Annotated in this window: 25 protein-coding genes and 1 pseudogene; 11 read left to right on the top strand and 15 right to left on the bottom strand. The window is 62.9% G+C overall.

The genetic code is table 11. From position 1 onward, the window contains the following. Positions 1 to 30: 30 nt before the first annotated feature. Together HZ994_11005 and HZ994_11000 are read left to right on the top strand one after the other, a co-directional pair. Positions 31 to 447, top strand: a complete 417-nt coding sequence (locus HZ994_11005; GenBank protein QTN34377.1) for an acyl-CoA thioesterase — start codon at positions 31 to 33, stop codon at positions 445 to 447. A gap of 7 nt (positions 448 to 454) precedes the next feature. Then, on the top strand, positions 455 to 1,396 hold the full coding sequence (locus HZ994_11000) for a hypothetical protein (GenBank protein QTN32834.1): 942 nt from the start codon (positions 455 to 457) through the stop codon (positions 1,394 to 1,396). 97 nt (positions 1,397 to 1,493) lie between these two features. Here the strand turns inward: HZ994_11000 and HZ994_10995 are convergent, their stop codons facing one another. Then, positions 1,494 to 2,054, bottom strand: a complete 561-nt coding sequence (locus tag HZ994_10995; protein ID QTN32833.1) for a phosphoribosyl-AMP cyclohydrolase — start codon at positions 2,052 to 2,054, stop codon at positions 1,494 to 1,496. Between the two features lie 560 nt (positions 2,055 to 2,614). Here HZ994_10995 and HZ994_10990 point away from each other — a divergent pair. The 3 genes from HZ994_10990 to HZ994_10980 are packed head-to-tail and all read left to right on the top strand — an operon-like array spanning position 2,615 to position 5,247. After that, a complete protein-coding gene (locus HZ994_10990) occupies positions 2,615 to 3,382 on the top strand; it encodes a DUF1295 domain-containing protein (GenBank protein ID QTN32832.1) in 768 nt (255 codons plus the stop codon). Positions 3,383 to 3,412: 30 nt separating this feature from the next. After that, positions 3,413 to 4,450: a class I SAM-dependent methyltransferase gene (locus HZ994_10985; protein ID QTN32831.1), complete on the top strand. Its 1,038-nt coding sequence runs from the start codon at positions 3,413 to 3,415 to the stop codon at positions 4,448 to 4,450. A 53-nt stretch (positions 4,451 to 4,503) separates the two neighbouring features. Beyond that, positions 4,504 to 5,247 carry a hypothetical protein gene (locus tag HZ994_10980; GenBank protein QTN32830.1) on the top strand — a complete coding sequence of 248 codons (744 nt, stop codon included), beginning with the start codon at positions 4,504 to 4,506 and terminating at the stop codon, positions 5,245 to 5,247. A gap of 12 nt (positions 5,248 to 5,259) precedes the next feature. Here the strand turns inward: HZ994_10980 and HZ994_10975 are convergent, their stop codons facing one another. From HZ994_10975 to HZ994_10960, 4 genes are all read right to left on the bottom strand, one after another. Continuing rightward, positions 5,260 to 5,508 (bottom strand): GlsB/YeaQ/YmgE family stress response membrane protein, encoded by a 249-nt coding sequence (locus HZ994_10975; GenBank protein ID QTN32829.1) that lies wholly within the window; start codon positions 5,506 to 5,508, stop codon positions 5,260 to 5,262. Between the two features lie 66 nt (positions 5,509 to 5,574). Then, complete coding sequence (locus HZ994_10970; protein QTN32828.1) at positions 5,575 to 5,844, bottom strand: hypothetical protein; 270 nt, start codon at positions 5,842 to 5,844, stop codon at positions 5,575 to 5,577. Positions 5,845 to 5,854: 10 nt separating this feature from the next. Next, positions 5,855 to 6,985, bottom strand: a complete 1,131-nt coding sequence (locus tag HZ994_10965) for a citrate synthase (protein ID QTN32827.1) — start codon at positions 6,983 to 6,985, stop codon at positions 5,855 to 5,857. Between the two features lie 95 nt (positions 6,986 to 7,080). Continuing rightward, a complete protein-coding gene (locus HZ994_10960; GenBank protein ID QTN32826.1) occupies positions 7,081 to 7,287 on the bottom strand; it encodes a hypothetical protein in 207 nt (68 codons plus the stop codon). A 117-nt stretch (positions 7,288 to 7,404) separates the two neighbouring features. Here HZ994_10960 and HZ994_10955 point away from each other — a divergent pair, with 117 nt between their 5' ends. The 3 genes from HZ994_10955 (at position 7,405) to HZ994_10945 (ending at position 8,422) form a co-directional block, all read left to right on the top strand. Beyond that, complete coding sequence (locus HZ994_10955) at positions 7,405 to 7,923, top strand: glutathione peroxidase (GenBank protein ID QTN34376.1); 519 nt, start codon at positions 7,405 to 7,407, stop codon at positions 7,921 to 7,923. A gap of 65 nt (positions 7,924 to 7,988) precedes the next feature. Then, positions 7,989 to 8,150 carry a hypothetical protein gene (locus tag HZ994_10950; protein QTN32825.1) on the top strand — a complete coding sequence of 54 codons (162 nt, stop codon included), beginning with the start codon at positions 7,989 to 7,991 and terminating at the stop codon, positions 8,148 to 8,150. Between the two features lie 110 nt (positions 8,151 to 8,260). After that, positions 8,261 to 8,422 carry a hypothetical protein gene (locus HZ994_10945; GenBank protein ID QTN32824.1) on the top strand — a complete coding sequence of 54 codons (162 nt, stop codon included), beginning with the start codon at positions 8,261 to 8,263 and terminating at the stop codon, positions 8,420 to 8,422. Between the two features lie 43 nt (positions 8,423 to 8,465). Here the strand turns inward: HZ994_10945 and HZ994_10940 are convergent, their stop codons facing one another. From HZ994_10940 to rmuC, 6 genes and pseudogenes are all read right to left on the bottom strand, one after another. Then, positions 8,466 to 9,071, bottom strand: coding sequence for a 1-acyl-sn-glycerol-3-phosphate acyltransferase (locus HZ994_10940; protein ID QTN34375.1), 606 nt, complete (start codon positions 9,069 to 9,071; stop codon positions 8,466 to 8,468). A gap of 51 nt (positions 9,072 to 9,122) precedes the next feature. Then, positions 9,123 to 9,761 (bottom strand): annotated as a pseudogene (gene cmk, locus HZ994_10935) ((d)CMP kinase). Further along, complete coding sequence (aroA, locus tag HZ994_10930; protein QTN32823.1) at positions 9,758 to 11,107, bottom strand: 3-phosphoshikimate 1-carboxyvinyltransferase; 1,350 nt, start codon at positions 11,105 to 11,107, stop codon at positions 9,758 to 9,760. Before aroA ends, cmk begins: the two are co-directional and overlap by 4 nt. A 20-nt stretch (positions 11,108 to 11,127) precedes the next feature. After that, entirely contained in the window at positions 11,128 to 11,964 is an 837-nt protein-coding gene (locus tag HZ994_10925; protein QTN32822.1) for a prephenate dehydrogenase/arogenate dehydrogenase family protein, read from the bottom strand. Positions 11,965 to 12,035: 71 nt separating this feature from the next. Next, positions 12,036 to 12,461: a hypothetical protein gene (locus tag HZ994_10920; GenBank protein ID QTN32821.1), complete on the bottom strand. Its 426-nt coding sequence runs from the start codon at positions 12,459 to 12,461 to the stop codon at positions 12,036 to 12,038. Positions 12,462 to 12,638: 177 nt separating this feature from the next. Then, the gene (rmuC, locus tag HZ994_10915) at positions 12,639 to 14,120 is read right to left on the bottom strand and encodes a DNA recombination protein RmuC (GenBank protein ID QTN32820.1); all 1,482 of its coding nucleotides are present in this window, start codon (positions 14,118 to 14,120) and stop codon (positions 12,639 to 12,641) included. Positions 14,121 to 14,236: 116 nt separating this feature from the next. Here rmuC and HZ994_10910 point away from each other — a divergent pair, with 116 nt between their 5' ends. Next, a complete protein-coding gene (locus HZ994_10910; GenBank protein QTN32819.1) occupies positions 14,237 to 14,860 on the top strand; it encodes a superoxide dismutase in 624 nt (207 codons plus the stop codon). Positions 14,861 to 14,933: 73 nt separating this feature from the next. On the opposite strand, the gene HZ994_10905 is transcribed toward HZ994_10910, so the two are convergent. Beyond that, complete coding sequence (locus HZ994_10905; protein QTN32818.1) at positions 14,934 to 16,310, bottom strand: class II fumarate hydratase; 1,377 nt, start codon at positions 16,308 to 16,310, stop codon at positions 14,934 to 14,936. Between the two features lie 92 nt (positions 16,311 to 16,402). Here HZ994_10905 and msrA point away from each other — a divergent pair, with 92 nt between their 5' ends. Beyond that, entirely contained in the window at positions 16,403 to 16,963 is a 561-nt protein-coding gene (msrA, locus tag HZ994_10900; GenBank protein QTN34374.1) for a peptide-methionine (S)-S-oxide reductase MsrA, read from the top strand. A gap of 3 nt (positions 16,964 to 16,966) precedes the next feature. Here msrA and HZ994_10895 read toward each other — a convergent pair whose 3' ends face one another. Beyond that, complete coding sequence (locus tag HZ994_10895) at positions 16,967 to 19,429, bottom strand: hypothetical protein (protein QTN32817.1); 2,463 nt, start codon at positions 19,427 to 19,429, stop codon at positions 16,967 to 16,969. A 126-nt stretch (positions 19,430 to 19,555) separates the two neighbouring features. Between HZ994_10895 and HZ994_10890 the strand changes: the two genes are divergently transcribed. Next, positions 19,556 to 20,707: an alpha-amylase gene (locus HZ994_10890; protein ID QTN32816.1), complete on the top strand. Its 1,152-nt coding sequence runs from the start codon at positions 19,556 to 19,558 to the stop codon at positions 20,705 to 20,707. Here HZ994_10890 and HZ994_10885 read toward each other — a convergent pair. Together HZ994_10885 and trmD are read right to left on the bottom strand one after the other, a co-directional pair. Further along, positions 20,674 to 21,843: a PmoA family protein gene (locus HZ994_10885; GenBank protein ID QTN32815.1), complete on the bottom strand. Its 1,170-nt coding sequence runs from the start codon at positions 21,841 to 21,843 to the stop codon at positions 20,674 to 20,676. The genes HZ994_10890 and HZ994_10885 overlap by 34 nt on opposite strands. Then, complete coding sequence (gene trmD / locus HZ994_10880; protein QTN32814.1) at positions 21,840 to 22,511, bottom strand: tRNA (guanosine(37)-N1)-methyltransferase TrmD; 672 nt, start codon at positions 22,509 to 22,511, stop codon at positions 21,840 to 21,842. The genes HZ994_10885 and trmD overlap by 4 nt, the downstream gene beginning before the upstream one ends. Positions 22,512 to 22,544 lie beyond the last annotated feature (33 nt).

Genomic DNA, 22,544 nt, shown 5'->3' with positions numbered 1-22,544 from the left:
GCCGTGCACACTTCCTGCAAGGCTCTCCGCATGGAAATGGAAACCCGTGAGGAAGTGATGTTTTTCGATACCGATTGCGGCGGCGTGGTGCACAACCTCGCCTACCTGAGGATGATCGAAACCTGCAGGACAAGGCTCGCGGCGAAGCTGGGGATGGACTTGCGGGAAATGGCCTCCTCCGGGATCTATCCCGTGCTCATCCGCACCGAGGCGGACTATCTCAAGCCCGCCAAGCTCGGGGATTGGATCGCTGTCCACGGAAAGCTTGGCGAGGTTGGCAAGGCGAGGTTCTGGTGCGATTTCACCATGCACAGGGAGTCCGATGGGGCGCGGCTTGTCACCGCCAGGCAATGCCTCGCCCTGGTGAAAATGCCGGAGGGAAAACCGCAGCGTCTGGCGCTGCCGTGCAATTCCGCCTTGCCAAACTCACCCGGCCACATGCGATAGTCCTGAAATGTCGAACAGGTTCCTGATCCCGCTGTGCCTCATGCTCCCCTTGTCGGCCGGCTTGCAGGCCGCCATCACATTCAGCGTGGTCTTCACCTCACAGGCCGAGGCGGATCTCAGCGCCTCGGACAGGGCGAAATTCACCGATGGCCTGGCTTTCTGGGACGCCATCATCGACGGATATCAGGACGGCAGGTCATACAACTGGGTTCTGACAGTGGATACCTTCTCGCAAGCAGCTTCCGGCGGCGGTGTCCTGCTGGGGTCTGCCGGGCCTGAGGATCTCTATTTGAGCAACGTGGTTCCGGGCTCCGGCCTCGGCGGATCATGGCCCGACCGCTACATCCTGTCAGGATCGGGCTTCTCGCAGTTCAACACCCATCCCGATGCGGACATCGAGCCGGGTCCCGATCAGCTCAATGCATCCACGATCCGGCATGAGATCGGGCACGCCCTCGGGATCGGCACTCTATGGGAGGACAACGAGGTGTACAACGATGGGATCGGCGGCAACCACAACCGCACCGCGACAGTCGGCACCCCGGGGCAATACATAGGTGCCAACGGCCTCTCCATCTACCAGTCGGAATTCGACCCCACCGCGGCCTTTATCCCCATCGAGCGTGATGGCGGCCCCGGCACGGCGGACGGGCACTGGAACATGGTGGCGGACCACTTCAACAGCTCGCTTGAGAACCAGCCCGGCTTCGATAGCGATCCTGGCGATGGCGGGCCGGCGCCCACAGTGCTCTTCGGCCCGAACCTCGGGCTGTCCCTGGATGACGAGCTGATGACCGGTGTGAGCAGCGGCTCCCGTTTCATCAGCGAGACCACCAAGGCTTCGCTCATCGACATCGGCTTCACGCTGCATTCTTCGCCCGTCCCGGAGCCCGCTGTGTTCGCCCACCTGGCCTTGGCCTTCGGCCTTGCCGCCCGCCGCCGCCGCTAGGCCGTTCCTGCGCGATGGACGCAGAAAACCGCCCGGAAAATCCCGGGCGGCTTTGGGTGCCGGCTCCGCCACGATGCAAACGTGCCTGGCAAGTCGGTTACGGATTGTAGGGCAGGGACGAGTGATGGAGCACGATGCGGATCACGCCGGCGTCGTCTTTCTTGAAGCCCCATGTCTTGTCCACCTCCGTGACCTGGCCGTCGCCGTTGGTCACGCGCACTTTCCCCATGGTCAGCGCCAGATCGGACGTGATGTGGATCGCGGAGTTCTCGAACTCATACTTCTCCCAGCCCTTGAGCGCAAATCCGGTGTCCTTCGGGAAATTCGGATCGTCGCCGACGAAGTAGGCGAGCGCCCCCTCCTTGGTCGGGCGGAAGGTCTGCGGAACCACGGTGAGGGTGGGCTTGAAGAGCACCGGCCCCATGTTGTATCCGTAGGCTGCGTCAAGCACCGCGCTGGCGGTGGCCTTTGCCTTTGCCACCCCGCCCTCCTTGTGATCCTTGGAAATCTGGATCAGGGCGGCGCCCCAGGCCTGCTGCGCCTTTTCCACCTCCGCCTCGGTGATGTTGGTGTTCGTCACAGGGGCGGCGCCATGCGCCATGGGCGCGAAGGCGAGTGCTGCGATGGCTGCTGCTGGCTTGATGAATGCGATTTTCATTTGTTTGGTTCGGTTGTTTGGTTGCTGTTTTGTTCTCACCTGTCTCCGTGGCATGTTCTTACGAAACAAGTTACACGAATCAGAATTCACACGTTAAGCGGTGGGCTTGCCTCGCCTTGTCTGAAATTCCGCAAAAAACTCCACCGGCCGGAAAACCACGGTTGCTGGCAGGCTGGGGCAGCAGCACTTCGCCCCCCGCGATCGCCATTTGATGTTCGGTAAACGGCACCTACCGCCCAGCGCCCATCACCGCAGCCCCGGGACGCCGCGATTTCGTGAACCGTTGGAAGGATCACCCCGCCCCCGACCATGCATCAGGTGATGAAGTCTCGCCCACGACGGACGATCTTGTGCGGCTCCAGACAGATCTTCACTCCCGCCGCCGCGACCTCCCCGCCAGAGCCACCCGATCGCGGCGAGGATGTGTTTCTACCCGCCATTCCGGATGCTTGCCAAACGGAAGCCCGCAGCCGGGCTGGGGCACCTTCCCCTGAGCCGGGAATTCGATAAGGTAGCCAAAACACCGGTTGCGCCCGATATCATGCCACCTAGAATGCGGTGTGCTTCCCATAGCCCTCATCGCAGACACCATCATCTTCGCCGCCGCATGGGCGTGGTGCGTCAGGCTGAAAAATTTCTCCCCGGTCGATGCTTTCTGGGCAATCTGCATCGGCCTCACCTCGGTGTATTTCCTGCTTTCCCAAGAGCAAAACCCGAAGCAAGTCATCGCCGCCGCCCTCATCGGCGCATGGTCCGCCAGGCTCGGATTCCATCTCGCGAAACGCATCGCCAAGCACCACCCGGAGGAAGACTCGCGCTACGTCAAGCTCCGCGAGGTCTGGACGGGCCGCGAAAACCGTTCCTTTTTCTGGTTCTTCATGGGACAGGCGGTTTCCGTGTTCCTTTTGTCCCTGCCGTTTTATCTCATCGCCGCAGATCCCGACCCGGCATGGACCCCACTCCACATCGCCGGGGCGTTCGTGGCGGCCATCGGGCTCATCGGGGAAACCATCGCCGACAAGCAGATGTCCGCCTTCAAGGCCACCGATCCTGATCCGAAATCCGTCTGCAGAAAAGGCCTTTGGAATTACTCCCGCCACCCCAACTATTTCTTCGAATCCGTCATCTGGACCGGGTTCTTCCTTTTTGCCGCAGGCTCCCCGTGGGGTTGGACAAGCATCTACGCCCCCGCCATCATCACCTACCTGCTCCTCAAGGTCACCGGCATCCCGCCCACCGAAGCCTCAGCCGTAAAACGCAAAGGCGAAGCCTACCGCGAATACCAGCGCACCACATCCGCGTTCGTCCCGTGGCCTCCGAAAGCCTGAAAACTGAACTCTTCGAACTAGCAAACCTTTATGAACACCAACGACCTCATCGCCACGGGAAAACTCCCCGACACCGCGATCCGCCTCGGCATCCGCCACCGGCTCGCCAACACCATCGCCCCCTTCGAGAAACTCGATCCCGAAGACCGCCAGGCCAAGCTCATGGCGCACATCGCCGAGCTGAAGACCATGCCCGTCGCCATCGCCACGGACGAGGCGAACGAGCAGCACTACGAGCTGCCGACCGCCTTTTTCAAGCGCTGCCTTGGCCCGCACATGAAATACTCCTCCGGCTACTGGGAGGAAGGCGTGATCGACATAGCCGAGTCCGAGGCGCGGATGCTGGAGATCACCTGCCAGCGCGCCGAGCTTTCCAACGGCCAGACAATCCTTGAGCTGGGCTGCGGCTGGGGCTCGCTCACCCTTTGGATGGGAAAACACTACCCCGACGCGAAGATCACAGCGGTTTCCAACTCCCGCACCCAGCGCGAGCACATCATGGCCGAGGCGGAAAAGCGCAACCTCCACAACATCACCGTCATCACCGCGAACATGATCACCTTCGAGGGCGTCGGCGAATCCGTCTTCGACCGCTGCGTCTCCGTCGAGATGTTCGAGCACATGAAGAACTACCAGCTCCTGTTAGAGCGCGTTTCCGGATGGCTCAAGCCCGACGGCAAGCTCTTCGTCCACATCTTCACCCACCGGGAAATCGCCTATCACTACGTGGTGGAAAACGACGACGACTGGATGGCGAAATACTTTTTCACCGGCGGCCAGATGCCCTCCGATGACCTCCTCCTCTACTTCCAGGATCACCTGCGCATCGAGCAGCACTGGCAGGTCAACGGCCAGCACTACCAGAAAACCTCCGAGGCCTGGCTCCGCAACATGGACGACCACAAGGACGAGCTCTTCCCCCTCATCTCCGAAACCTACGGTGCCGAGAACGCAGTCCGCTGGTGGACTTACTGGCGCGTCTTCTACATGGCCTGCGCCGAGCTATGGGGCTACCGCAAGGGCCACGAATGGATCGTTTCCCACTACCTTTTCTCAAACCGCAAGTGATCGCCGGAAACCGTCTCCTTGAAATCATCGGAAAACACGCGTATGGCTAAGGCATGAAATCGGGAATCATCGCCACCTTGTTGCTTTCCTCGGCACTCGCCTTTTCCCAATCCGCCTCCGAGTGGAAGAAGAAAGGCGATGCGCTGGAGGCCGCGGGGAAAACCAAAGACGCCCTCGCCGCCTACCAGGAGGCCGAGAAGAAATCGCCGAACGACGCGGATATTCTCGTCAAGATCGCCAAGCAATACGGCGACCTGATGCCCTCGCTTGGCAAGGCCGCCGCGAAGGATGCCGCGGAGTCCTCGCTGGCATACTCCCGCCGCGCGGTGAAGGTCGCGCCGAACTCCTCGGATCCCCACCTCGCCGTCGCCCTCTCGCTGGGCAAGCTCACCCCCTACATGGGCAACAAGGCCAAGATCGAGGCCTCCCGCGAGATGAAATCCGAAGCCGAGCTCGCCCTGAAGCTCAATCCCAAGTCCGACTACGCCCACCACATGCTCGGCCGCTGGCACCAGGAAATGGCGGGCATAGGCGGCGGTACCAGGCTGCTGGCGAAGGTCGTTTACGGCGGGGTGCCGAAAGGCTCGTATCAGGAAGCCCTCGACCACTTCGCCAAAGCCCGCGCGATCAACGGCAAGCGCCTCATCCACCAGCTCGAATACGGCCGCACCCTGGCCATGATGGGCCGCGAGGCAGATGCGAAAAAGGAGATCAACAGAGGCCTTGCAATGCAAAACCGTGAGGCCGACGACGCGGATTCAAAGGCACGTGCGCGTGAAACCCTTGGGAAGCTCTGAGCCCGCTCAGTATCACCCCCGTATCATCCGGGAAATGACCAGCAGCAGCATCGCGCCTCCGGTTGCGGTGGCAACCGAGCCGAGGCTGAAGCCGCCGACCGTTCCGATCCCGAAGAAGCTGCCGACCCAGCCGCCGAAAAAGGCGCCGCCTATCCCAAGCAGGATGGTGATGATCCAGCCGCCGGGATCCTTGCCTGGCAGAAGCATTTTCCCCAAAACGCCTGCGATCAGGCCCAGCACGATCCAAGATAAGATGCCCATGGTCGGCTAGCCTAGACCCAGGATACCTGGCTGTCACCATGAAATTCGGGTTGGAGACGGTCCGGCTTACTCCTTGGGGGGGCGTATGGTCACGGGTGCGGCGCTATCGCCGCCAGGGGCGGAGGAGGGGCGCAGCTGCTCGTCGCTGGGCAGCGTCAGCAGGTCATCATCGCCGATCCGCAGTCCGTCGTTCGGTTCGCCCGGTGTGGCAGGCGGGGAAATGTCCGCCACCGCGGTTTTCACGGGCTTCTCGGGAGCCTCCTCCACGACAATGGCCTTGGGCGCGGCGCAGGAGGCCAGGCCGATGGCAAACAGGAGCGTGATGGGGTTTTTCACAAAGCGGGCTTCAGCGCGATTCGATGGGAGGCACCGGGCTGAGCGTCTTCGGGCCGGTGTAGAGGGTGAGGGGGCGGTAGAGGCGGTTGTCGCGGAGCTGCTCGAGGACATGCGCCGTCCAGCCGGAGGTGCGCGAAATCGCAAAGATGGGCGTGAAAAGGTCGGTCGGGATGCCAAGCGAGTAATAGACCGTGGCGGAGTAGAAATCGACGTTGGCTTCCAGTTTTTTCCTGTCGCGCATGATCTCGGCGATGCGCTCGGACATCTTGATCCACTTCGGCTCGCCGAGCTCCTCGGTGAGCTGGACGGCGAGGCGGCGCAGGTGCGGGGCGCGCGGATCGAGCACCTTGTAAACCCGGTGGCCTATGCCCATGATCTTCTCCTTGCGCGCGAGCTTGCCCTCGACCCATGCGTCCACCTTGTCGAACTCGCCGATTTCCTGGAGCATGTGGATCACACCCTCGTTGGCGCCGCCATGGAGCGGGCCCTTGAGGGTGCCGATCGCGGCGGTGATCGCGGAATACATGTCCGAGAGGGTGGCGACGGTGACGCGTGCGGAGAAGGTGGATGCGTTCATGCCGTGATCCGCATGCAGGATGAGCGCGACATCGAGGATGCGGGCGGCCATGTCGGTGGGCACCTCGCCGTTGATGAGGTAGAGGAAATGCTGGGCTTCGGTCAGATCCTCGCGGACGGGCGGCAGCTCAAGGCCGTTGCGGAAGCGGTGGAAGGCGGCGACGATGGTGGCGGACTTCGCGCAGAGGGAGAGAGCGATGGCCTGGTTGGCGGCGATGTCCGGCTCGCCGATCTTGGCGCGGTGGTCGTAGAGGCCGAGCATGGAGACGGCGGTGCGGAGCACATCCATGGGCGAGGCGTCCCTAGGGGCGCTTTTCAGGAAAGCGATGACCTGCTCCGGCAGGCCGCGGTCCGCACGCAGGCCTTTCTCGAAGGCTTCCAGCTCCGCCTGGTTCGGCAGGCGGTTGTTGTGGAGAAGGTAGATGATTTCCTCGTAGCAGCAGTTTTCCACCAGATCGTCGATGTGGTAGCCGACGTAGCTGAGCTCGCCGATGTCACCGATGACATTGGACAGGGAGGATTCGTTTGCGATGACCCCTTCGAGGCCGCGTGCGTATTCAGACATGATGGGAAAAATTTGTGGCTTGGTTGGGACGGGCTGGGACAAGGAAGCGTTTTGGCAGCCTGCGCGCAAGGGAGAAACTGGCCTGCCTGCATCGATCAGCCCTCCTGCAGCCATCGCACCGGGCAATGTGAGGCGGGTTCGTCCCTTTTCCCGGCGGCTCCGCCATGGGTTTTTCCGGAAAGCGGGAAAGTCCACGCCCGCCCTTTCATCCGCCCGTCGCCCGGCACCCCCAGCATCAGCAAGCCGAGCGCCGTTGCCGTGTCGTCCGGGAGCTTGGCGCGAGCTGCATGGTTCTGCGGCACGGTGGGGCTTTGGGAGCCTGAATGGGGGGGGTGAAACCTTGCGGGGAAAAAATCAGATCCCACCCTTGCCAGTGCGTTAAGTGCGGTTAGGTTCGCGGTATGATCCGCAGAATACTGATGCCAGCCGTCGTCCTTTGCTCTTCCGCCTTCGCCGCGGACATCACAGGCATCCCCTTTGAGAATGCGGAGGGTGAGAAAACCAGCCTCGCCGATTTCAAGGGCAAGGCGGTGCTGATTGTGAACGTCGCCTCCAAGTGCGGTTTCACGAAGCAGTATGAAGGTCTCCAGAAGCTCTACGAGGAGAAGAAAGGCGATGGCTTGGTGATCCTCGGCTTTCCGTGCAACGACTTCGGAGGGCAGGAGCCGGGATCCATCGAGGAGATCCAGGCTTTCTGCAAGACCAACTACGGCGTTACCTTCCCCATCATGGCGAAGATCCATGTGAAAGGCAAAGACCAGCATCCGCTCTACGCCGCGCTTACCGGCAAGGACGGCGCTTTTCCGGGCAACGTGAAGTGGAACTTCGGGAAGATCCTCATCGACAAGAACGGCAAGCCGGTCGCCAAGTTCGGATCCACGACCAAGCCGGACAGCGATGAACTTGCGAAGGCGATCGCCGCCGCGCTGGCAGGTTGAAAATGACCGGTTGCTATCTGGATGATCGGCCGCTAGGATGTAGGCGCTTCCAAAACGATAAAAATATGAAATCAAAACTGTCATTCCGCCAATTCGCGCTTCTCAGCACGGCATCCATTGCCTTGTTCGGCCTCTCATCCTGTCTGCCCTTGGCGGCAGGCGCAGCCGTAGGATACGTCGCACACGACGAGGGCTACCGTGTGCAGAACCCGATCAAGAAAAGATAAGCACGAATCCCGCTGCAGGCATGATGTCTGAAAACCATGCGCTAGGAAAATTCCGTCGCCTGATACAGGCGGCGGTTTTGGTGTCTGTAACGCTCGGCAGCAGCTCTTGTGTGCCCCTTCTCCTCGGCGGGGTGGTGGGCTATGTGGCCCGTGACCAAGGAGTCGGCGTGGTGGAGCCCTTGGGCTCCGGTGCTCCGCAAAGCTATGGAGCGCCAGCATACGGTGACTCCAGCGGCTATGACACCGGGGCTTACGACGAGCCGGTCTATTGACACGGGGCCGGCCAAGCGCCCGGACTGTTCCGTTCCCCGACTTTCAAAGCGCCTTGATGGCGTCCATGATGCGTTCGGTGAGTTCCTCGTAGCCGCCTTTCCGCGAGTATGACCTGAACTCCTCCTCGGAGAGGATGATGGGCTTCCCGACCTTCACGGTGATCCTCGCAAAGCGGATTTTCCCGGAACCGCGCGGCAAGGCCTTGTCGGCGCCGAAGATCCTCACCGGCTGGATCGGCACGCCGGCCTTCGCCGCGATCATCCCGACCCCGGGTGCCGCCGGGCCGATCTCGCCGTCGAGCGTCCGTGCGCCCTCGGGGAAAACCAGCACGCGCCAGCCTTCCTTGAGCTTGCGGATGACGGTTTTCATCGAGCTCATGTCAGGCTTGTCCTGGTCGATGGGGATGGCGTTCCATTGCGGGTATAGCCATTTCCCGATGCCCTTGAAGAGGGTCTTGCGGGCGAAGAAGACCATCTCGGTCTTGTAAAGGTTCCCGATAAGCGGCGGATCGAGGAAGCTCTGGTGGTTTGAGGCGACGAGCACGGGGCCGGACTTGATGGTGTTCTCATCGCCGACGATGCGGAGTCCGAAAAGGGTGCGGTAGGCGGCGCCGAAGGACATCCACCCGAGCCAGTAGATCCAGCGCATGGGCTTGTGCGGCTCTTCGGCAAGCGCCGGGCAAACGGCCTCTCCGGGAAGCGGGAAGCCCTGGCTGCCGAGTATCGCAACCGCTGCATCCAGCACCCCCCCGACGCTGAGATCGGAGGTATCCAGCAGCACCGCCCCATCCGCCACCTTGAGCGGCGCGGTGGTGCGGGAGCTGTCCGCCGCGTCGCGCTTTTCCACGGAGTCCACCTCGCCGTCATCGGAGCGTCGGCTGTTCCGGACCGATGGTTCCGCATCGATGTAGATCTTGAACGGAGTGTCCGGGAAGACCACCGAGCCGATGTCGCGGCCTTCCATGACGACATGGGTGCGCTTGAGGTAATCCCGCTGCAGGGCGACGAGTCTCTCGCGCACCTGCGGGATCGCGGAGACCGTGGAGACGTTCGCGTTGATCGCCGGATCGCGGAGGAAAGGCGTCGGGTCTTCGCCGTTGATACGTATGGTCGAGAGAGAGCCATCGCGGCCGCACTCGATCTCCATGTGGCCGAGGCTGGCAGTAACCGCCGCCGAGTCCTTCGGGTCGATGTTTTCCGAAAGGATCTTCCAGGTGACCGCGCGGTACATCGCACCGGAGTTCACCATCACCAGCCCGAGCTTTTCCGCCAGCGCCCGGGCAAGCGTGCTTTTCCCGGAGGCGGCGGGGCCGTCGATGGCGATGGCGTGGTAGGTCATGGTTCGGTTGTGGGCAGGATGAAATCGGCGGCGGCCCTGCGCTCGTTGCGGATCGCATCCAGGTGGTGGGCGAATCCGGGATAGGAGGTGTTGATGCAGTCGGTGCCGTGGATGACTGTCTCGCCCCTGGCGAAAAGACCCGCGATGGAGAATGCCATGGCAATGCGGTGGTCGCCGTGGGACTCGATCTCCGCACCCTTGAGCCGCTTGGCCCCGTGGACGATCATGCCGTCCTCAAACTCCTCCACATCGACTCCCATTTTCCGCAGGTTCTCCACGGTGGTGGTGATGCGGTCGGTTTCCTTGACGCGCAGCTCGCGGGCGTTGCGGATGTGGGTTGATCCATTCGCAAGCGCGGCGGCGACGGCGATGACGGGGATCTCGTCGATGAGGTTGGGGATTTCCTCCGGCAGCAAGGTGGTTCCGGTGAGGGGTGCGCCATGGATCTCGATGTTGCCGATGGGCTCGCCGTCCATGCTGTGGAGCGTTTCGGTCATGTGCGCGCCCATGCGGGAGAGGACTTTGAGGATGGCGGTGCGGGTTGGGTTCAGGCCGACGTCCTTGATGAGCAGGCGCGAGCCGTCCATCGCGGCGGCGGCGACGAGCCAGAAGGCGGCGGAGGAGATGTCGCCGGGCACCGTGAAATCGCAGGATTCCGGCATCTGGCCGCCGGGCATGGTGATCTTGTTCCCGACGGTGCGGCAGGAGATGCGGAAGGCGGCGAACATGCGCTCGGTGTGATCGCGTGTGGCGGCGGGCTGGATCACGGAGGTGGTGCCTTCCGCGAACAGGCCTGCCAGCAGCACCGCGCTTTTCACCTGGGCGGAGGCGACGGGCATCTCGTAGGTGATGGGTTTGAGCTTGCTGCCATGGATTCTGAGGGGGGCGCAGCCGGGCTTCTCGCCGAGGGTTTCGAGCTTCGCCCCCATCTCGGCGAGCGGCACGGTGATGCGGCCCATGGGGCGGGAGGAGAGGGAGGCGTCCCCGAAGAGCTCGGAGATGAAATCCTGCCCGGCAAGCATGCCGGCAAGCAGGCGCATGCCGGTGCCGGAGTTCCCGCAGTCGATGGGTGACTCGGGGGCGGTGAGTTTCATGGAGCGGCCGTGGATGCGCAGCTTGGTCGGGCCGTAGCCCTCGAGTTTCTCCAGGATATCGAATTTCGCGCCGAGGGCGCGCATGGCTTTGAGGGTGTTGAGGCAGTCCTCGCTGGGGAGGAAATTGGAGATCTCGCAGGTGCCGTTGGAGAGCCCGCCGAGGATGGCGGCGCGGTGGGAGATGCTTTTGTCGCCCGGCACGCTGAACTCGGCATGGAGGGAGGAGATGGCTTTGACGCGGAGGGTGGACATGGATGCTTTCTGGGAAAAATCTATCTCAGGGTGTCTCGGAGCGCCTTGGCCTCGGCGAGCCATTGCTGCGCAAGTTCTTGGTCGGGCTTTTCGAGCGTGGCAAGGATTTCACGCAGCCCCGCGATGGTTTCCTTGACCGCCGGGATGACAGCCGTGCGGTTCTCGGTGAGGATTTCCGCCCACATCACCGGATTGCCGGAGGCAACGCGGGTGGTGTCACGCAGGCCGCCGCCTCCGAAGGTGCCAGCGGAGCTGTCGGCGAGGGCGACCTTCGCCGCGGCGGCCGCCACGATATGCGGGAGATGGCTGATGCGGGCGACAAGCTCGTCGTGTTCCAGGGCCCCTAGCCATTTCGTGCGGCAGCCTAGCGATTCCCAAAAGGACTCCAGGGCGGCGCATGGGGCTGGACCCGCTCCGGAATCATTGGTCAGCAGGCAGGCGGCGTTCTCGAAAAGATCGGGCCGTGCGGCGGCGAGGCCGTTGCGCTCGGAGCCGGGCCATGGATGGCTGCCGATGAAGGGGTTCCCGCCTTTTGCGAACACCGCGGAGAGCGAGTCATGCACGGATTTTTTGACCGATCCGACATCAGTGATGAGGCATGATGTGGGGAGCCCGGCCCCGAGGGCTGCGGAAAGCAGGGCGGGCATGGCGCCGACAGGGACGGCGAGGATGAGCAGATCGCATCCCGCCACGGCCTGGGCGAGATCACCGGTGGCGAAACCGAGGCCGGAGGATAGCGCCGCCTCCGGTTTTCTGAACCACAGGCGCACGTCGGCCTTTTCCCGGAGGGCGAGGGCGATGGAGCCGCCCAGCAGGCCGCCACCAAGGATGCCGATTCGTTGGAAGGATGTGCTCATAAAAAAGACCGGATCCAAGGGGTTGGACCCGGCCGTTTTTTCAATCGAAGGTCTGCCTTTGGGGTGCGGGCTCAGGGCACGCGGAAATACTTCTTCTCTGCGGCCGGATAGGTCGGATCCTGGACAAGGGTGCCGCTTGGGATGTCCCTGACGTCAACGAGCTTGTTGTTGTAAGGGCTGAAGACGAAACCTTCCTTGCCGGGAACCGGGGTGGCGAAGGCGTATTCGCCCTTAGGCTTGTCGGCCTTTGGCTTGTCGGTCGTCGTGGTGGAGCCTGTGGCCGGCTTTTCCTTGATGGCATCGGCCTCGGCCTGCTTCTTCTCCTCGGCCAGCTTCATGCGGTCGCGCTGATCCTGGATTTTCTGCTGGTCCTGGCTGGTCACCGTCGCATCAGCAGCGGGGCGTTGCGGCTTGCGCGGCCCATCCGGAATGGGGTAGCAGGAGACGATAGCGAGACAGCCGACGAGCGGCAGGCTAAGGAGGAGCTTGGTTTTCATGGCGTTGCTTGGGGTCGTTGAGTGTCTGTGGCGGGTCTTCGACCAGCGCTTTGGGAGCCCAGTATGATTTGCGAAGTGGCACGCGTCAAGCTGGCTGACCGGGAGATTTCGGCATCCCGGATGATTCCATTTCCATGTGTTTGGCCATGGGGGAGGGAATCCCGGGCGTGCGCTTTCTCAGAGATCCCCGAACGCGCTCCGCAGATCGTTCGCCGCTTTCTTTGAGGCGGTGTCCTTTTCGGGGACGAAGGCGAAGTCGTCCTTGGCCTCGATGTCGATTTCCGGATTGGCCAGGAGGGGACGGGTGGTGCGGTCGATCTTTTCGATGTCGGGGAGGGTTGCGTTCTCCGGCGCGGCTTTGAGTTCCTCGAATTTCCGGGCGGTGGACATGACGCGGGTCTCGTAGGAGCCGATGGCGCGGTTGTAGTGATCGACGGCGGAGTTGAGTGAGTTGCCGAGTTTGGAAAAATGCTCGGCGAGTTTTCCGAGGCGCTCGTGCATGGTGCGTCCGAGGGCGGAGATTTCCTTGGCGTTTAGGGCGAGGGCTTCCTGCCTCCAGCCGTAGGCGACGGCTTTGAGCAGGGCGATGAGGGTGGTGGGGGTGGCGAGGATGACACCGTGGTCGACCCCGCGCTCGATGAGGCCGGGATCGGAGTGGAGGGCGGCGGAGAAGAAGGATTCGCTGGGCAGGAACAGCACGGTGAACTCCGGGGTGTCCTCGAACTGGTCGGTGTATTTCTTGGAGGAAAGTTGCTGGATGTGGTCGCGGACCTGCTTGGCGTGGCCGTTGAGGAAATTGGCACGTGTGGTGTCATCGGTGGCTTCAAGGGCGTTGAGGTAGGCGTCCATCGGCGTCTTGGAATCGACGACGATGGTTTTCCCGCCAGGCAGTTTGACGACCATGTCCGGGCGGAGGCGCTTGCCCTCATCGGTGGTGGTGTTGGTCTGGAGGGTGAAATCGCAATGCTCCTGCATCCCGGCGAGCTCGACGACTCGGCGGAGCTGCATCTCGCCCCACTGGCCGCGGCCGGTGGGCTGGCGCAGGGCTTTGACGAGCGAGGCGGTCTCCTTCTGGAGGCCCAGCTGTCCCTCGCCGAGGGCGCGGACCTGTTCTTTGAGCTCCGAATACGCACCCTCGCGGAGTTTCTCGATCTCGCCGATGCGCAGCTCGAATTTCCCGAGGGATTCCGCCACGGGTTTCACCAGCGATTCGATGGCGGTCTTGCGTTTCTCGATCTCGCCCTTGGCCTCCTCGGTCTGGGAGGCGAGGGTGGATTTCGCAAGGTGGAGGAATTGCTCGGAGGCGCCCTTGAGCGCGTCGGCCGAAAGCGCCTTGAAGGTGTCGGAGAGCTTCGCTTCGGCGCGGGAAAGCAGGGCTTGTCTTTCCTCGGCAGCCTTGCGCTCGGCATCAAGGCGTGCGGTCATTTCCGTGAGCTGGTTGCGGAAAGTCTGTGCTTCGGCCTCGTTGCGCTCGCTCTCCGCCTCCGCGTTGGCGAGGCGGGCTTCGGCTTCGGCGATCCGGCGTTCCTCGCCCTTTAGGCGCTCAAGCAGCGCGGATTTCGCTCCGGACGCGGCCAGCCATGTGATCAGCCAACCGACGAAAAGAGAAGCGACGGCGGTGATGATGAGCGGGATGTAGGGTTCGAGTTCCGGGGGCATGGCTGATTTCTTCTTGCGGGCGCGGGGTTGCTGGCGTTGTTGTTACTTGTGCGGCGGAAAAGTTCTTTCCCATCCTGCCGCGGCAAAAGCAACCAGACAAACAACCATTTATTACCATGGCACACACATTACCAGATCTCGGCTACTCCTTCGACGCCCTCGAGCCCCACATCGACGCACTGACGATGGAAATCCACCATGACAGGCACCACCAGGCATACGTCACCAACCTGAACAATGCCATCGCAGGCAACGCAGAGCTTGAGGCGAAATCCATCTGCGAGCTCGTTTCCGACCTCGCCTCCGTCCCCGATGACATCCGCGCTGCGGTCCGCAACAATGGGGGCGGCCACTGGAACCACTCGTTCTTCTGGAAAGTCATCGCCCCCGGCGGCGCATCCGCACCTTCCGGCGACCTCGCGGCGAGCATCGACTCGGCCTTCGGTTCCTTCGACGCGTTCAAGGAAGCCTTCGCCAAGGCCGGCATGACCCGTTTCGGCTCCGGCTGGGCATGGCTCTGCAAGAAATCCGACGGCACCCTCGCCGTCTGCTCCTCAGCCAACCAGGACAACCCGACCATGGGGCCTGACTTCGGCGGTTGCGGCAGCACCCCTATCCTCGGCCTCGACGTGTGGGAGCACGCCTACTACCTCCATTACCAGAACAAGCGCCCCGCCTACATCGACGCGTTCTGGAACGTGGTGAACTGGGACGTCGTCGCCGCGAACTTCGCGGGCTGATCACTGTCAGTTTCCCCAAAAATCCCTCCGGAGCGATCCGGGGGGATTCTTTTGTGCCGCAGACCAAGGAGTTTCACTCTCCGGCCATCGTCGCGGGCCCGAGGGCTTGGCTGAGCTGTCCCATGGAAATGCCGAGCTCGGGAATTTTTTCCTCGCATAGCTCGCGGATGGTTTTTCCGGTTTTCACGGATTCCTTGGCGATAGCGGCAGCCTTGTCGTAGCCGATGAGGGGGACCAGGGAGGTGACCATGGAAAGCGAGAGCTCGATGAGTTCCTCGCAGCGGGCTTCGTTCGCGGTGATGCCACCGACGCATTTCTCCGCGAAGGCGTTGGAGGCGTTCGAGAGCAGGCGGATGGATTCCAGCACGCACTGGCCAAGCAGCGGCATGAAGGCGTTGAGCTCGAACTGGCCGTTTGCGCCGCAGAAAGTCACGGTCGTCTGGTTTCCGAAAACCCTCGCGCAGACCATGGTCAGCGCCTCGCAGAGCACGGGATTCACCTTTCCCGGCATGATCGAGGAACCGGGCTGGACGGCGGGGAGGCTGATCTCGCCTATCGCACAGCGCGGCCCGGAGCCGAGGAGGCGGATGTCGTTGGCGATCTTGAACAGCGAGGTCGCGATGGCATTGAGCTGGCCGTGTGCCTCGACCAGCGCGTCGCGTGCGGCCTGGGCTTCGAAGGGGTTTTCGGCGCGCTGGAATGGGAAGGCGGTGCGGTCCTTGAGGAAGGCGATGGCCGTTTCCGGAAAATCCGGATGGCGGTTCAGGCCGGTGCCGATCGCGGTGCCGCCGAGCGGAATTTCCAGCAGCGCCTCAATCGCCTTGTGGCAGCGGCCCACCCCGCGCTCCGCCTGTTTCGCGTAGCCGGAAAACTCCTGGCCCAGTCGCATCGGCACCGCGTCCATCAGGTGCGTGCGGCCGATCTTGAGGACGTGGTGAAATGCCTCCGCCTTCTGGGAAAGGGATTTTTCCAGTCCCCCCAGCGCCGGGATAAGGGTGTCGCGGAGTTCCGTGCAAACGGCGATGTGGATGGCGGTGGGAAAGGTGTCGTTGGAGGATTGCCCGAGGTTGACGTGGTCGTTGGGATGGGCTTCGTGCCCGCCTTGGCGGCAAAGGGTGGCGATGACCTCGTTCACGTTCATGTTCGTAGAGGTGCCGGAGCCGGTCTGATACACATCGACGGGGAAATGCGCGACATGTTTCCCCTCCGCAACCTCGCGGGCGGCGGCAGCGATGGGCTCCGCGAGTTCCTGCGGCAGCACGCCGAGCTTCGCGTTCGCAAGAGCGGAGGCCTCCTTGATCAGGCCGTAGGCATGGATCAGCGCCGGGCTCACCGTTTCCCCAGAGATGGGGAAATTCCCCACCGCACGCTGGGTGGACGCTCCGTAAAGCGCATCGGCCGGGATGGCGAGCTCGCCCATGGAATCGTGTTCGGGGCGGGTTTCTTGCATTCTTCATGAAACCGCCGATGGGGATCCTCCGCAACACGGAAATCCCGGATGCGTCCTCTTGTGCCGCAGGATATCCAGTTTACGATCCCGGTATGGAGCCCGATGAAAAATCACCCGCCGACAAACCAAGCGTCCCCGAGGGCGCGGAAACGATCACCCTCGGCGCCGGATGTTTCTGGTGTGTCGAGGCCGCCTACAACCAGCTTGATGGGATCCATGCCGCCGTTTCCGGATACATGGGCGGGGAAACCGTGGACCCCACCTACGAGGACATCTGCACCGGCAGGACGGGCCATGCGGAAGTCGTGCAGGTCGTCTTCGATCCGAAAGCAATCCCCTTGGAGCGGGTGCTGGCATGGTTCTGGGACCTTCACGACCCGACCCAACTCAACCGGCAGGGCAACGACATCGGCACCCAGTACCGCTCGGCGATCTTTTTCCACAACGAGGATCAGAGGAAACTCGCCGAGGCCTCGAGGTCAGCAGCGCAGGGGAATTTCGACAAGCCCATCGTCACCGAGATCACGGCGGCGGCGGAGTTTTTCCCCGCGGAGAAATACCACCAGGATTACTATTTCCAGAACAAGACCCGCAACAGCTACTGCCAGTATGTGGTCGAGCCGAAGCTGAAAAAGCTCAAGCTCGGCCATTGAGCTTCACTCGGTCGGCTTCGCGGCCATTTCCAGTACCGCGGGCGGGAGCTTCGCCTCCTGCATCCACACGCTGAGATGCCCGTTCGGCGGGCCGGGCTTGCCACGGTGGCCGGTTTGGCGCAGGAAAGCTTTGACCGCAAGGGTGGCCTTGCCGTCCCCGAACTCCGGGATGACGTCCTCGAAGACGTAGGCGCCGCGGGCTGCGCCGCCGCCCTTGTAATAGGCGGCTTTGACCTCGGTCAACAGCTTGCCGTTGAGGTAGAGCGCGAAGCCCTCGCCGGCCCAAGCGTGGCCGCCTCCGCCGACGATGATGCGGTAGCGGTGGCCTTCCTTGAAATCGGGGATATCGAAGGTCTGGCGGATCAGCAGGACCTCGTTATCCCACTTTGTGGCCGGCGCGATGTCGCAGCCGCAGTGTGCCACGCCGCAGTTCTCGCGCAGGGCTTTCTGCTCGCCGTTGTTCTGGCCGAAGGGAGCCTTTCCGGTTTTCCAGCCGGCCTGTGCGGGATCGAAATCCGCCGCGAACCAGTTCTCCGATCCGGCGGGAAGGGTGACCTCGCGATACATGTCGGGGAGGTTGCCCTTGGCGTCTTTCGTGACCTTTTCCTGGGGATCGAAGCTGAGGTAATTCCATTCCGCCTTCTGCATCTGGGGAACGAAAGGCTTCCAATCATAGTCGTGGATTCCGGCGGTGTTGTAGTAGGCAATGACCTGGTCAAGCTGGCTGCCGAGGGACTCGAGGCTTTTCTTGTCGGTGGGCGGCGTGTTGGAAGCGATGTTGTCGAGCAACATCCCCCTGCGCTGGTGGGCCGGTATCGCCGCGGACTTGGCGACATAATCGGGGATGGTCCTGTTCAGCATGATGGGGCTGAGGGCTGAGGCCATTGCCGCAGCTTCCTCTGCGGAGGGCGGCTGCATGAACGGCACCGCAGCGATCGGCTTGTCCGCTGTGGCGGGAGGGGATTGCGCCTTTCCTCCCATCAGCCCTACCATCGCGCGGCCGAGCGCATCGCCGGTGAGCATGTAGGTCTCGCCGTTGTGGTTGTAGTGATAGTCCTGGTTCTTCGGGGAAACCTCCGGTCCGCGCCAGAAGGGGCGGGTGTCGATGGTCGCCACGTTGCCGGCGAATTCCGGATGCTTCTTGGGATCGGCGACGGCGAGCTGCGCCTCCGCGATCCTCACATAGTGCTCCGGCATATCCTTTCCGTGGAAGCCGACCGTGGCGATGGCCCATTTTGCGTTGGGTGCGTTGAATTCCTTGCGCCATGCCTTGATGAGGTTGGCGAGGTTGGTTTCGTAGCGGGCGTTGTGCGCCGGGTTCGGGCCGTCCTTGTGGCCCTGCCACCAGGCGAAGCCGGCGACCTCGAAGCCCTGCTCCCTGTATTCGGGATAGCGCTCGCCGAAGTTGTCTAGCACTGCGCGGACGGCGGCGGTGTAATCGTCGTACTGCTTGCCCGCATACCAATCGTTCGGGCCTGGCTTCGTGATGTTCCCGTCCGCATCGACCGTTTCCCCGTATCCGGGATACCGCTTGCCCTCGAAGGTGTAGCTTTCGCTGTCCGGCGGGAGGATGTCCCAGCCGAGGCTGCGGTTGCCGATGTCCGCCTTCATGACGATGACCGGCTCGTCGAGATAGGTTCCCATCACGTAGCCGAAGCCCAGCTCCGGGCCGAAGGTCGGCCCGCAGGCGGGTGCGCTGAGCGGTGCGCTGCTGCCCTTGCCCATATAGGCGTCGTTGAGCATCACGTCGTTGCGGACCGTCCACCCGCCCTTCTCATCGAGCAGGTAGGGGAAGCGGCCGAGCTTCTCGATGGCCCAGCGGAGGTCGCCCATGCCTTGCATGTCGGTTTTCTCCATCCAGAACGCGGCGGAGCCACCACCCTGCGGGTAGGCGATGTCCAGCGGGTAGCGGGTGCCTGCCTTCAGTGCGACCCCGCCCTTCACCTCCTTGCCGTCAAGGCCGATCGTGCAGGCCTGGCCCATCCCGGCGTGGAGCTCGTAGATCCCGTCGTATGGCACGTCGATGAAGGCCTTCACGACGAGCGATTGGCCGGCTGCGGTGACGGGGAGCTTTTCGGAAACGGTTCCGAGGGCGACTTTGCCGTCCTTGTGGATTTCCTCCCCGGAGCGGATGAAATATCTGGCTCCCTTCTCCGCATCCGCAGCGTCGGAAAGGTAGATGCCGTGGGGCATGAGCGCGGAGTTATCGACGGGCATCTTGCAGGCTTTCACCGAAGGGTCGGCGGAGAGGAAAAGGCTGTCGTAGAGCGGGGCGGAGCCCTCCACTTTGCCGAAGCCGAGCATGTTCGACTGGCCGGACAGGATGAAAACCTTGACCGGCTTGTCCTTGGTGCCCGGCTTGCCGTCTGGGGCGGGCAGGTCTACCGGGATCACTTCTGCGGCGAGGGGCAGGATGGCGAAGGCAAGAAGGCTTGCGCTCAGGCAAAGGGGATTTCTACGGTTCATGGGGTGGGCGAAGCGTAGCGGATGGCCGGGAACGGGCAAGCGATCCTTTGGCCGCGGCGGCTCTGCGAGTTTGGCCTGTGGATTGCTGGCAATTTCCGCAAAGGGGCTTTATCCTCCCACCAACCCATGCCCGACGTCTGCCTTTATTTCCAGGTGCACCAGCCGCACCGCCTCGACGAGAAGCTCAACCGCGAGATCCTGAACCGCGTGGCCGACAGCTGCTACCTTCCGGCCAACGAGATGTTCCGCAAGCGCATCGGGGAAAGCCACGGCCTGTTCCGCATGGCGCTCTCGCTCACCGGCACGGTGATCGAGCAGTTCCGGAAATACCGCCCGGATGTGCTCGAGTCGTTCCAGGAGCTCGTCGCCACCGGCGGGGTGGAACTGCTCGCGGAAACGTACCATCACTCGCTCGCCTTCCTCTATTCGGAAAAGGAATTCCAGCGCCAATCCGACATGCACCTCGATCTCATGGAGGAGTGCTTCTCCGTGCGCCCGAAGGTGTTCCGGAACTCGGAACTGATCTATGACAACGCGATCGCCGCGCGGGCGGAAACGCTCGGCTTCGAGGGTGTGATCGCGGAGGGCACGCCCGCCTTCACGCAGGGCATCTCCCCCAATTTCCTCTACCGCGCGCCGGACACCGCCCGCATCAAGACCCTGATGCGCAACCACACCCTCTCAGACGATCTCGCCTTCCGTTTCTCCGACCGCTCATGGTCCGGATTCCCCCTGACATGGGAAAAATTCACCGCATGGATCGGCCAGTCGCCGGGGGATCTGGTGAACCTTTTCATGGATTACGAATCGATCGGCGAGCACCAGAAGAAGGAGCAGGGCATCTATGAGTTCTGGCGGAAAGTGCCGGAGATCCTGATCGAGTCCGGCTCCCAATGGGTCACGCCCGCCGAGGCCGTGGCGATCTACCCGGCGATACGCGAATACGATTGCCCGCTCGCCACCTCGTGGGCCGATGCCGAGCGCGACCTCTCCGCATGGGCGGGCAACGCGATGCAGAAGGAGGCGCTCGCAAAGATCCGCTCGCTCGAAACGCCGGTGATGAGCGGCGGCGACCCGAAGCTCATCGCCGCATGGGGCGCGCTCCAGTCATCGGACCATCTTTACTGGATGTCCACCAAGGGCGGCAGCGACGGCCAGGTGACGAGCTACTTCTCCCCCTACCGCAGCCCGCAGGCGGCCTATGACGCCTTCATGGCGGCGCTGGATGATCTCGGGAAACGGGCTCACTCCCACGCCGCAGTCGGCGGCTCGGCGTAGTCGTTCCAGATACGGCCCAGTAGCTGTTTGTCGGGCGCGCCATCGAACGTGACGAAGCGGTATGCGGAGCGGTAGGCCTTGTCGTGGGCGATCTCCATGTCTCCCGCCATTTGCGGGGCGAAGGAAATGAACGGCTCGGTGGGATGGATGCGGATCGGCTGGGGGGCGCGAAAATTTCCCGGATGGCCGAGAATGGCGATGCCCGCTTTTGCCCCGTCCACCGCTCCCGACATCGCGACCCAGCGGGCGGGCTTGCCGTTCGCCTCGTCTCGGTCGGTGACGCCTTCCGAGGTGAGGAACTCCGCGTTTCCAAGCCCGTCCCAAGCCGCCGCGCCGCGGATCCCGAGGCCGCCGTAGTGGAATTCCGGCAGCTTCAGGCCGTCATCGCCCGCCGTGCGGTGGACGAAGACAAGCTCCAGCAGGTGAAACTTTTCCGAAACGGCGTAGGCTTTCACCGTCCAGCTCTCGTTGAGCGCGACGACCGGCGCTCCGGTTGTCAGGTCGGTGTATTCGTTCTCCGCCTCGAGCCCGGCATGCACCGGCCCGGACCAGGAAAAGCCGATCTCCTTGCAATCCACCTTCCCCCTGCCCTTGCCCATGTTCCAGAAATCAGGCTTCCTGCCTTGGAAAACCGTGCTCGTCCATGCCGTCCAGATGCCGTGATGGTGGATGTGGTTCGAGGGGTAGTCGTCGGTTACTACGTTTCCCGTAGGTGTCCGCAGCGGATGCAGGTAGCCGCCGCGAAGGTAGATCGGCGGGATGTCGGCGCGCGGCAGCTCCGTCCGTTTCCCCACGAAATCCGCCACCGGACGCTTGCCCACGCCGAGCGCGATGTCGGTGCCCTTTTCCTCCGCCAGCGCCGTGTCCGGCGCGGGTTCCCCCATGGACACGAGCGCGAACTCCGCCGTTTTCCCCGCCGCGAGTTCCGGCAGGATGAAGGTCGCCGTGCCATCATCGGAAAGCTGGAGCGGCAGGATTTTCCCGTCCGCCGGTTTCAGCCCGGGGTTTTCCGGCACATCATCGGGGGCGGGAACGGTCACGACCGTGTTGGCGCGGTCATGAAGGCCGGCCTCGATTTTCAGGGTTTTCGCCCGAGCTGTTGCGATAAGGAAAAGGAGGAGAATAGCGGATTTCATGGGTTCAGGTCAGGACGGTTTTCGAGAGAGCGCCGGAGAGCCTGTTCGTTGCGCCATGCCTCGATCTTCGCGTGGTTTCCGGAAAGCAGGACATCCGGGACTTTCATCCCCATGAAATCCACGGGGCGGGTGTAGCACGGAGCCTCCAGCAGGTTCGGCTCGGAAAACGATTCCACGGCGGCGGATTCCGCATCGCCGAGCGCGCCGGGCAGCAGGCGGATGACCGCGTCGCAGAGCACGGCGGCGGCGATGGCTCCGTTGGTGAGCACGTAATCGCCGATGGAAATTTCCTCGTCGATGAGGGTCTCGGTGATGCGGTGGTCGATGCCCTCGTAATGCCCGCAGACGATGAGGAGATGGCTTTCCGAGGAAAGTTCCCGGACACGCGCCTGTTTCAGCGGAGCGCCCTGCGGGGTCATCAGGATCACGCGGGTGTTTTCCTTTTTCAGCTCCGTGATCGCCGCGTGCAAGGGGCCGGGCTGCAAGACCATCCCGGGCCCGCCGCCGCAGGGTGAGTCGTCCACGCGGCGGTGCTTGTCCTCCGACCAGTCGCGGAGGTTGTGGCCATGGATTTCCACCAGTCTTGCGTCTCGCGCGCGCCGGATGATCGAGTCGCTGAGAGGAGCGAGCGCGATCTCGGGGAAGAGTGTGAGGATGTCGATGCGCATCGTGGCGGACGATACATGTTTCGCGGCCTTTAC

The sequence above is a fragment of the Akkermansiaceae bacterium genome (assembly GCA_017798145.1).
Taxonomy (GTDB): domain Bacteria; phylum Verrucomicrobiota; class Verrucomicrobiia; order Verrucomicrobiales; family Akkermansiaceae; genus Luteolibacter.
This window is presented reverse-complemented; position numbering and strand designations above follow the sequence as displayed.

Excerpts from the sequence above, each read along its gene's own strand:
- HZ994_10940 (QTN34375.1), bottom strand. The coding sequence starts at position 9,071 with ATGCGCTGGATCTACTGGCTCGGGTGGATGTCCTTCGGCGCCGCCTAC.
- HZ994_10910 (QTN32819.1), top strand. The coding sequence starts at position 14,237 with ATGGCACACACATTACCAGATCTCGGCTACTCCTTCGACGCCCTCGAG.
- HZ994_10905 (QTN32818.1), bottom strand. The coding sequence starts at position 16,310 with ATGCAAGAAACCCGCCCCGAACACGATTCCATGGGCGAGCTCGCCATC.
- HZ994_10985 (QTN32831.1), top strand. The coding sequence starts at position 3,413 with ATGAACACCAACGACCTCATCGCCACGGGAAAACTCCCCGACACCGCG.
- HZ994_10975 (QTN32829.1), bottom strand. The coding sequence starts at position 5,508 with ATGGGCATCTTATCTTGGATCGTGCTGGGCCTGATCGCAGGCGTTTTG.
- HZ994_10980 (QTN32830.1), top strand. The coding sequence starts at position 4,504 with ATGAAATCGGGAATCATCGCCACCTTGTTGCTTTCCTCGGCACTCGCC.
- msrA (QTN34374.1), top strand. The coding sequence starts at position 16,403 with ATGGAGCCCGATGAAAAATCACCCGCCGACAAACCAAGCGTCCCCGAG.
- HZ994_10920 (QTN32821.1), bottom strand. The coding sequence starts at position 12,461 with ATGAAAACCAAGCTCCTCCTTAGCCTGCCGCTCGTCGGCTGTCTCGCT.
- HZ994_10995 (QTN32833.1), bottom strand. The coding sequence starts at position 2,054 with ATGAAAATCGCATTCATCAAGCCAGCAGCAGCCATCGCAGCACTCGCC.
- aroA (QTN32823.1), bottom strand. The coding sequence starts at position 11,107 with ATGTCCACCCTCCGCGTCAAAGCCATCTCCTCCCTCCATGCCGAGTTC.
- trmD (QTN32814.1), bottom strand. The coding sequence starts at position 22,511 with ATGCGCATCGACATCCTCACACTCTTCCCCGAGATCGCGCTCGCTCCT.
- HZ994_10955 (QTN34376.1), top strand. The coding sequence starts at position 7,405 with ATGCCAGCCGTCGTCCTTTGCTCTTCCGCCTTCGCCGCGGACATCACA.
- HZ994_11005 (QTN34377.1), top strand. The coding sequence starts at position 31 with ATGGAAATGGAAACCCGTGAGGAAGTGATGTTTTTCGATACCGATTGC.
- HZ994_11000 (QTN32834.1), top strand. The coding sequence starts at position 455 with ATGTCGAACAGGTTCCTGATCCCGCTGTGCCTCATGCTCCCCTTGTCG.
- HZ994_10890 (QTN32816.1), top strand. The coding sequence starts at position 19,556 with ATGCCCGACGTCTGCCTTTATTTCCAGGTGCACCAGCCGCACCGCCTC.
- HZ994_10950 (QTN32825.1), top strand. The coding sequence starts at position 7,989 with ATGAAATCAAAACTGTCATTCCGCCAATTCGCGCTTCTCAGCACGGCA.
- HZ994_10885 (QTN32815.1), bottom strand. The coding sequence starts at position 21,843 with ATGAAATCCGCTATTCTCCTCCTTTTCCTTATCGCAACAGCTCGGGCG.
- HZ994_10895 (QTN32817.1), bottom strand. The coding sequence starts at position 19,429 with ATGAACCGTAGAAATCCCCTTTGCCTGAGCGCAAGCCTTCTTGCCTTC.
- HZ994_10965 (QTN32827.1), bottom strand. The coding sequence starts at position 6,985 with ATGTCTGAATACGCACGCGGCCTCGAAGGGGTCATCGCAAACGAATCC.
- HZ994_10925 (QTN32822.1), bottom strand. The coding sequence starts at position 11,964 with ATGAGCACATCCTTCCAACGAATCGGCATCCTTGGTGGCGGCCTGCTG.
- rmuC (QTN32820.1), bottom strand. The coding sequence starts at position 14,120 with ATGCCCCCGGAACTCGAACCCTACATCCCGCTCATCATCACCGCCGTC.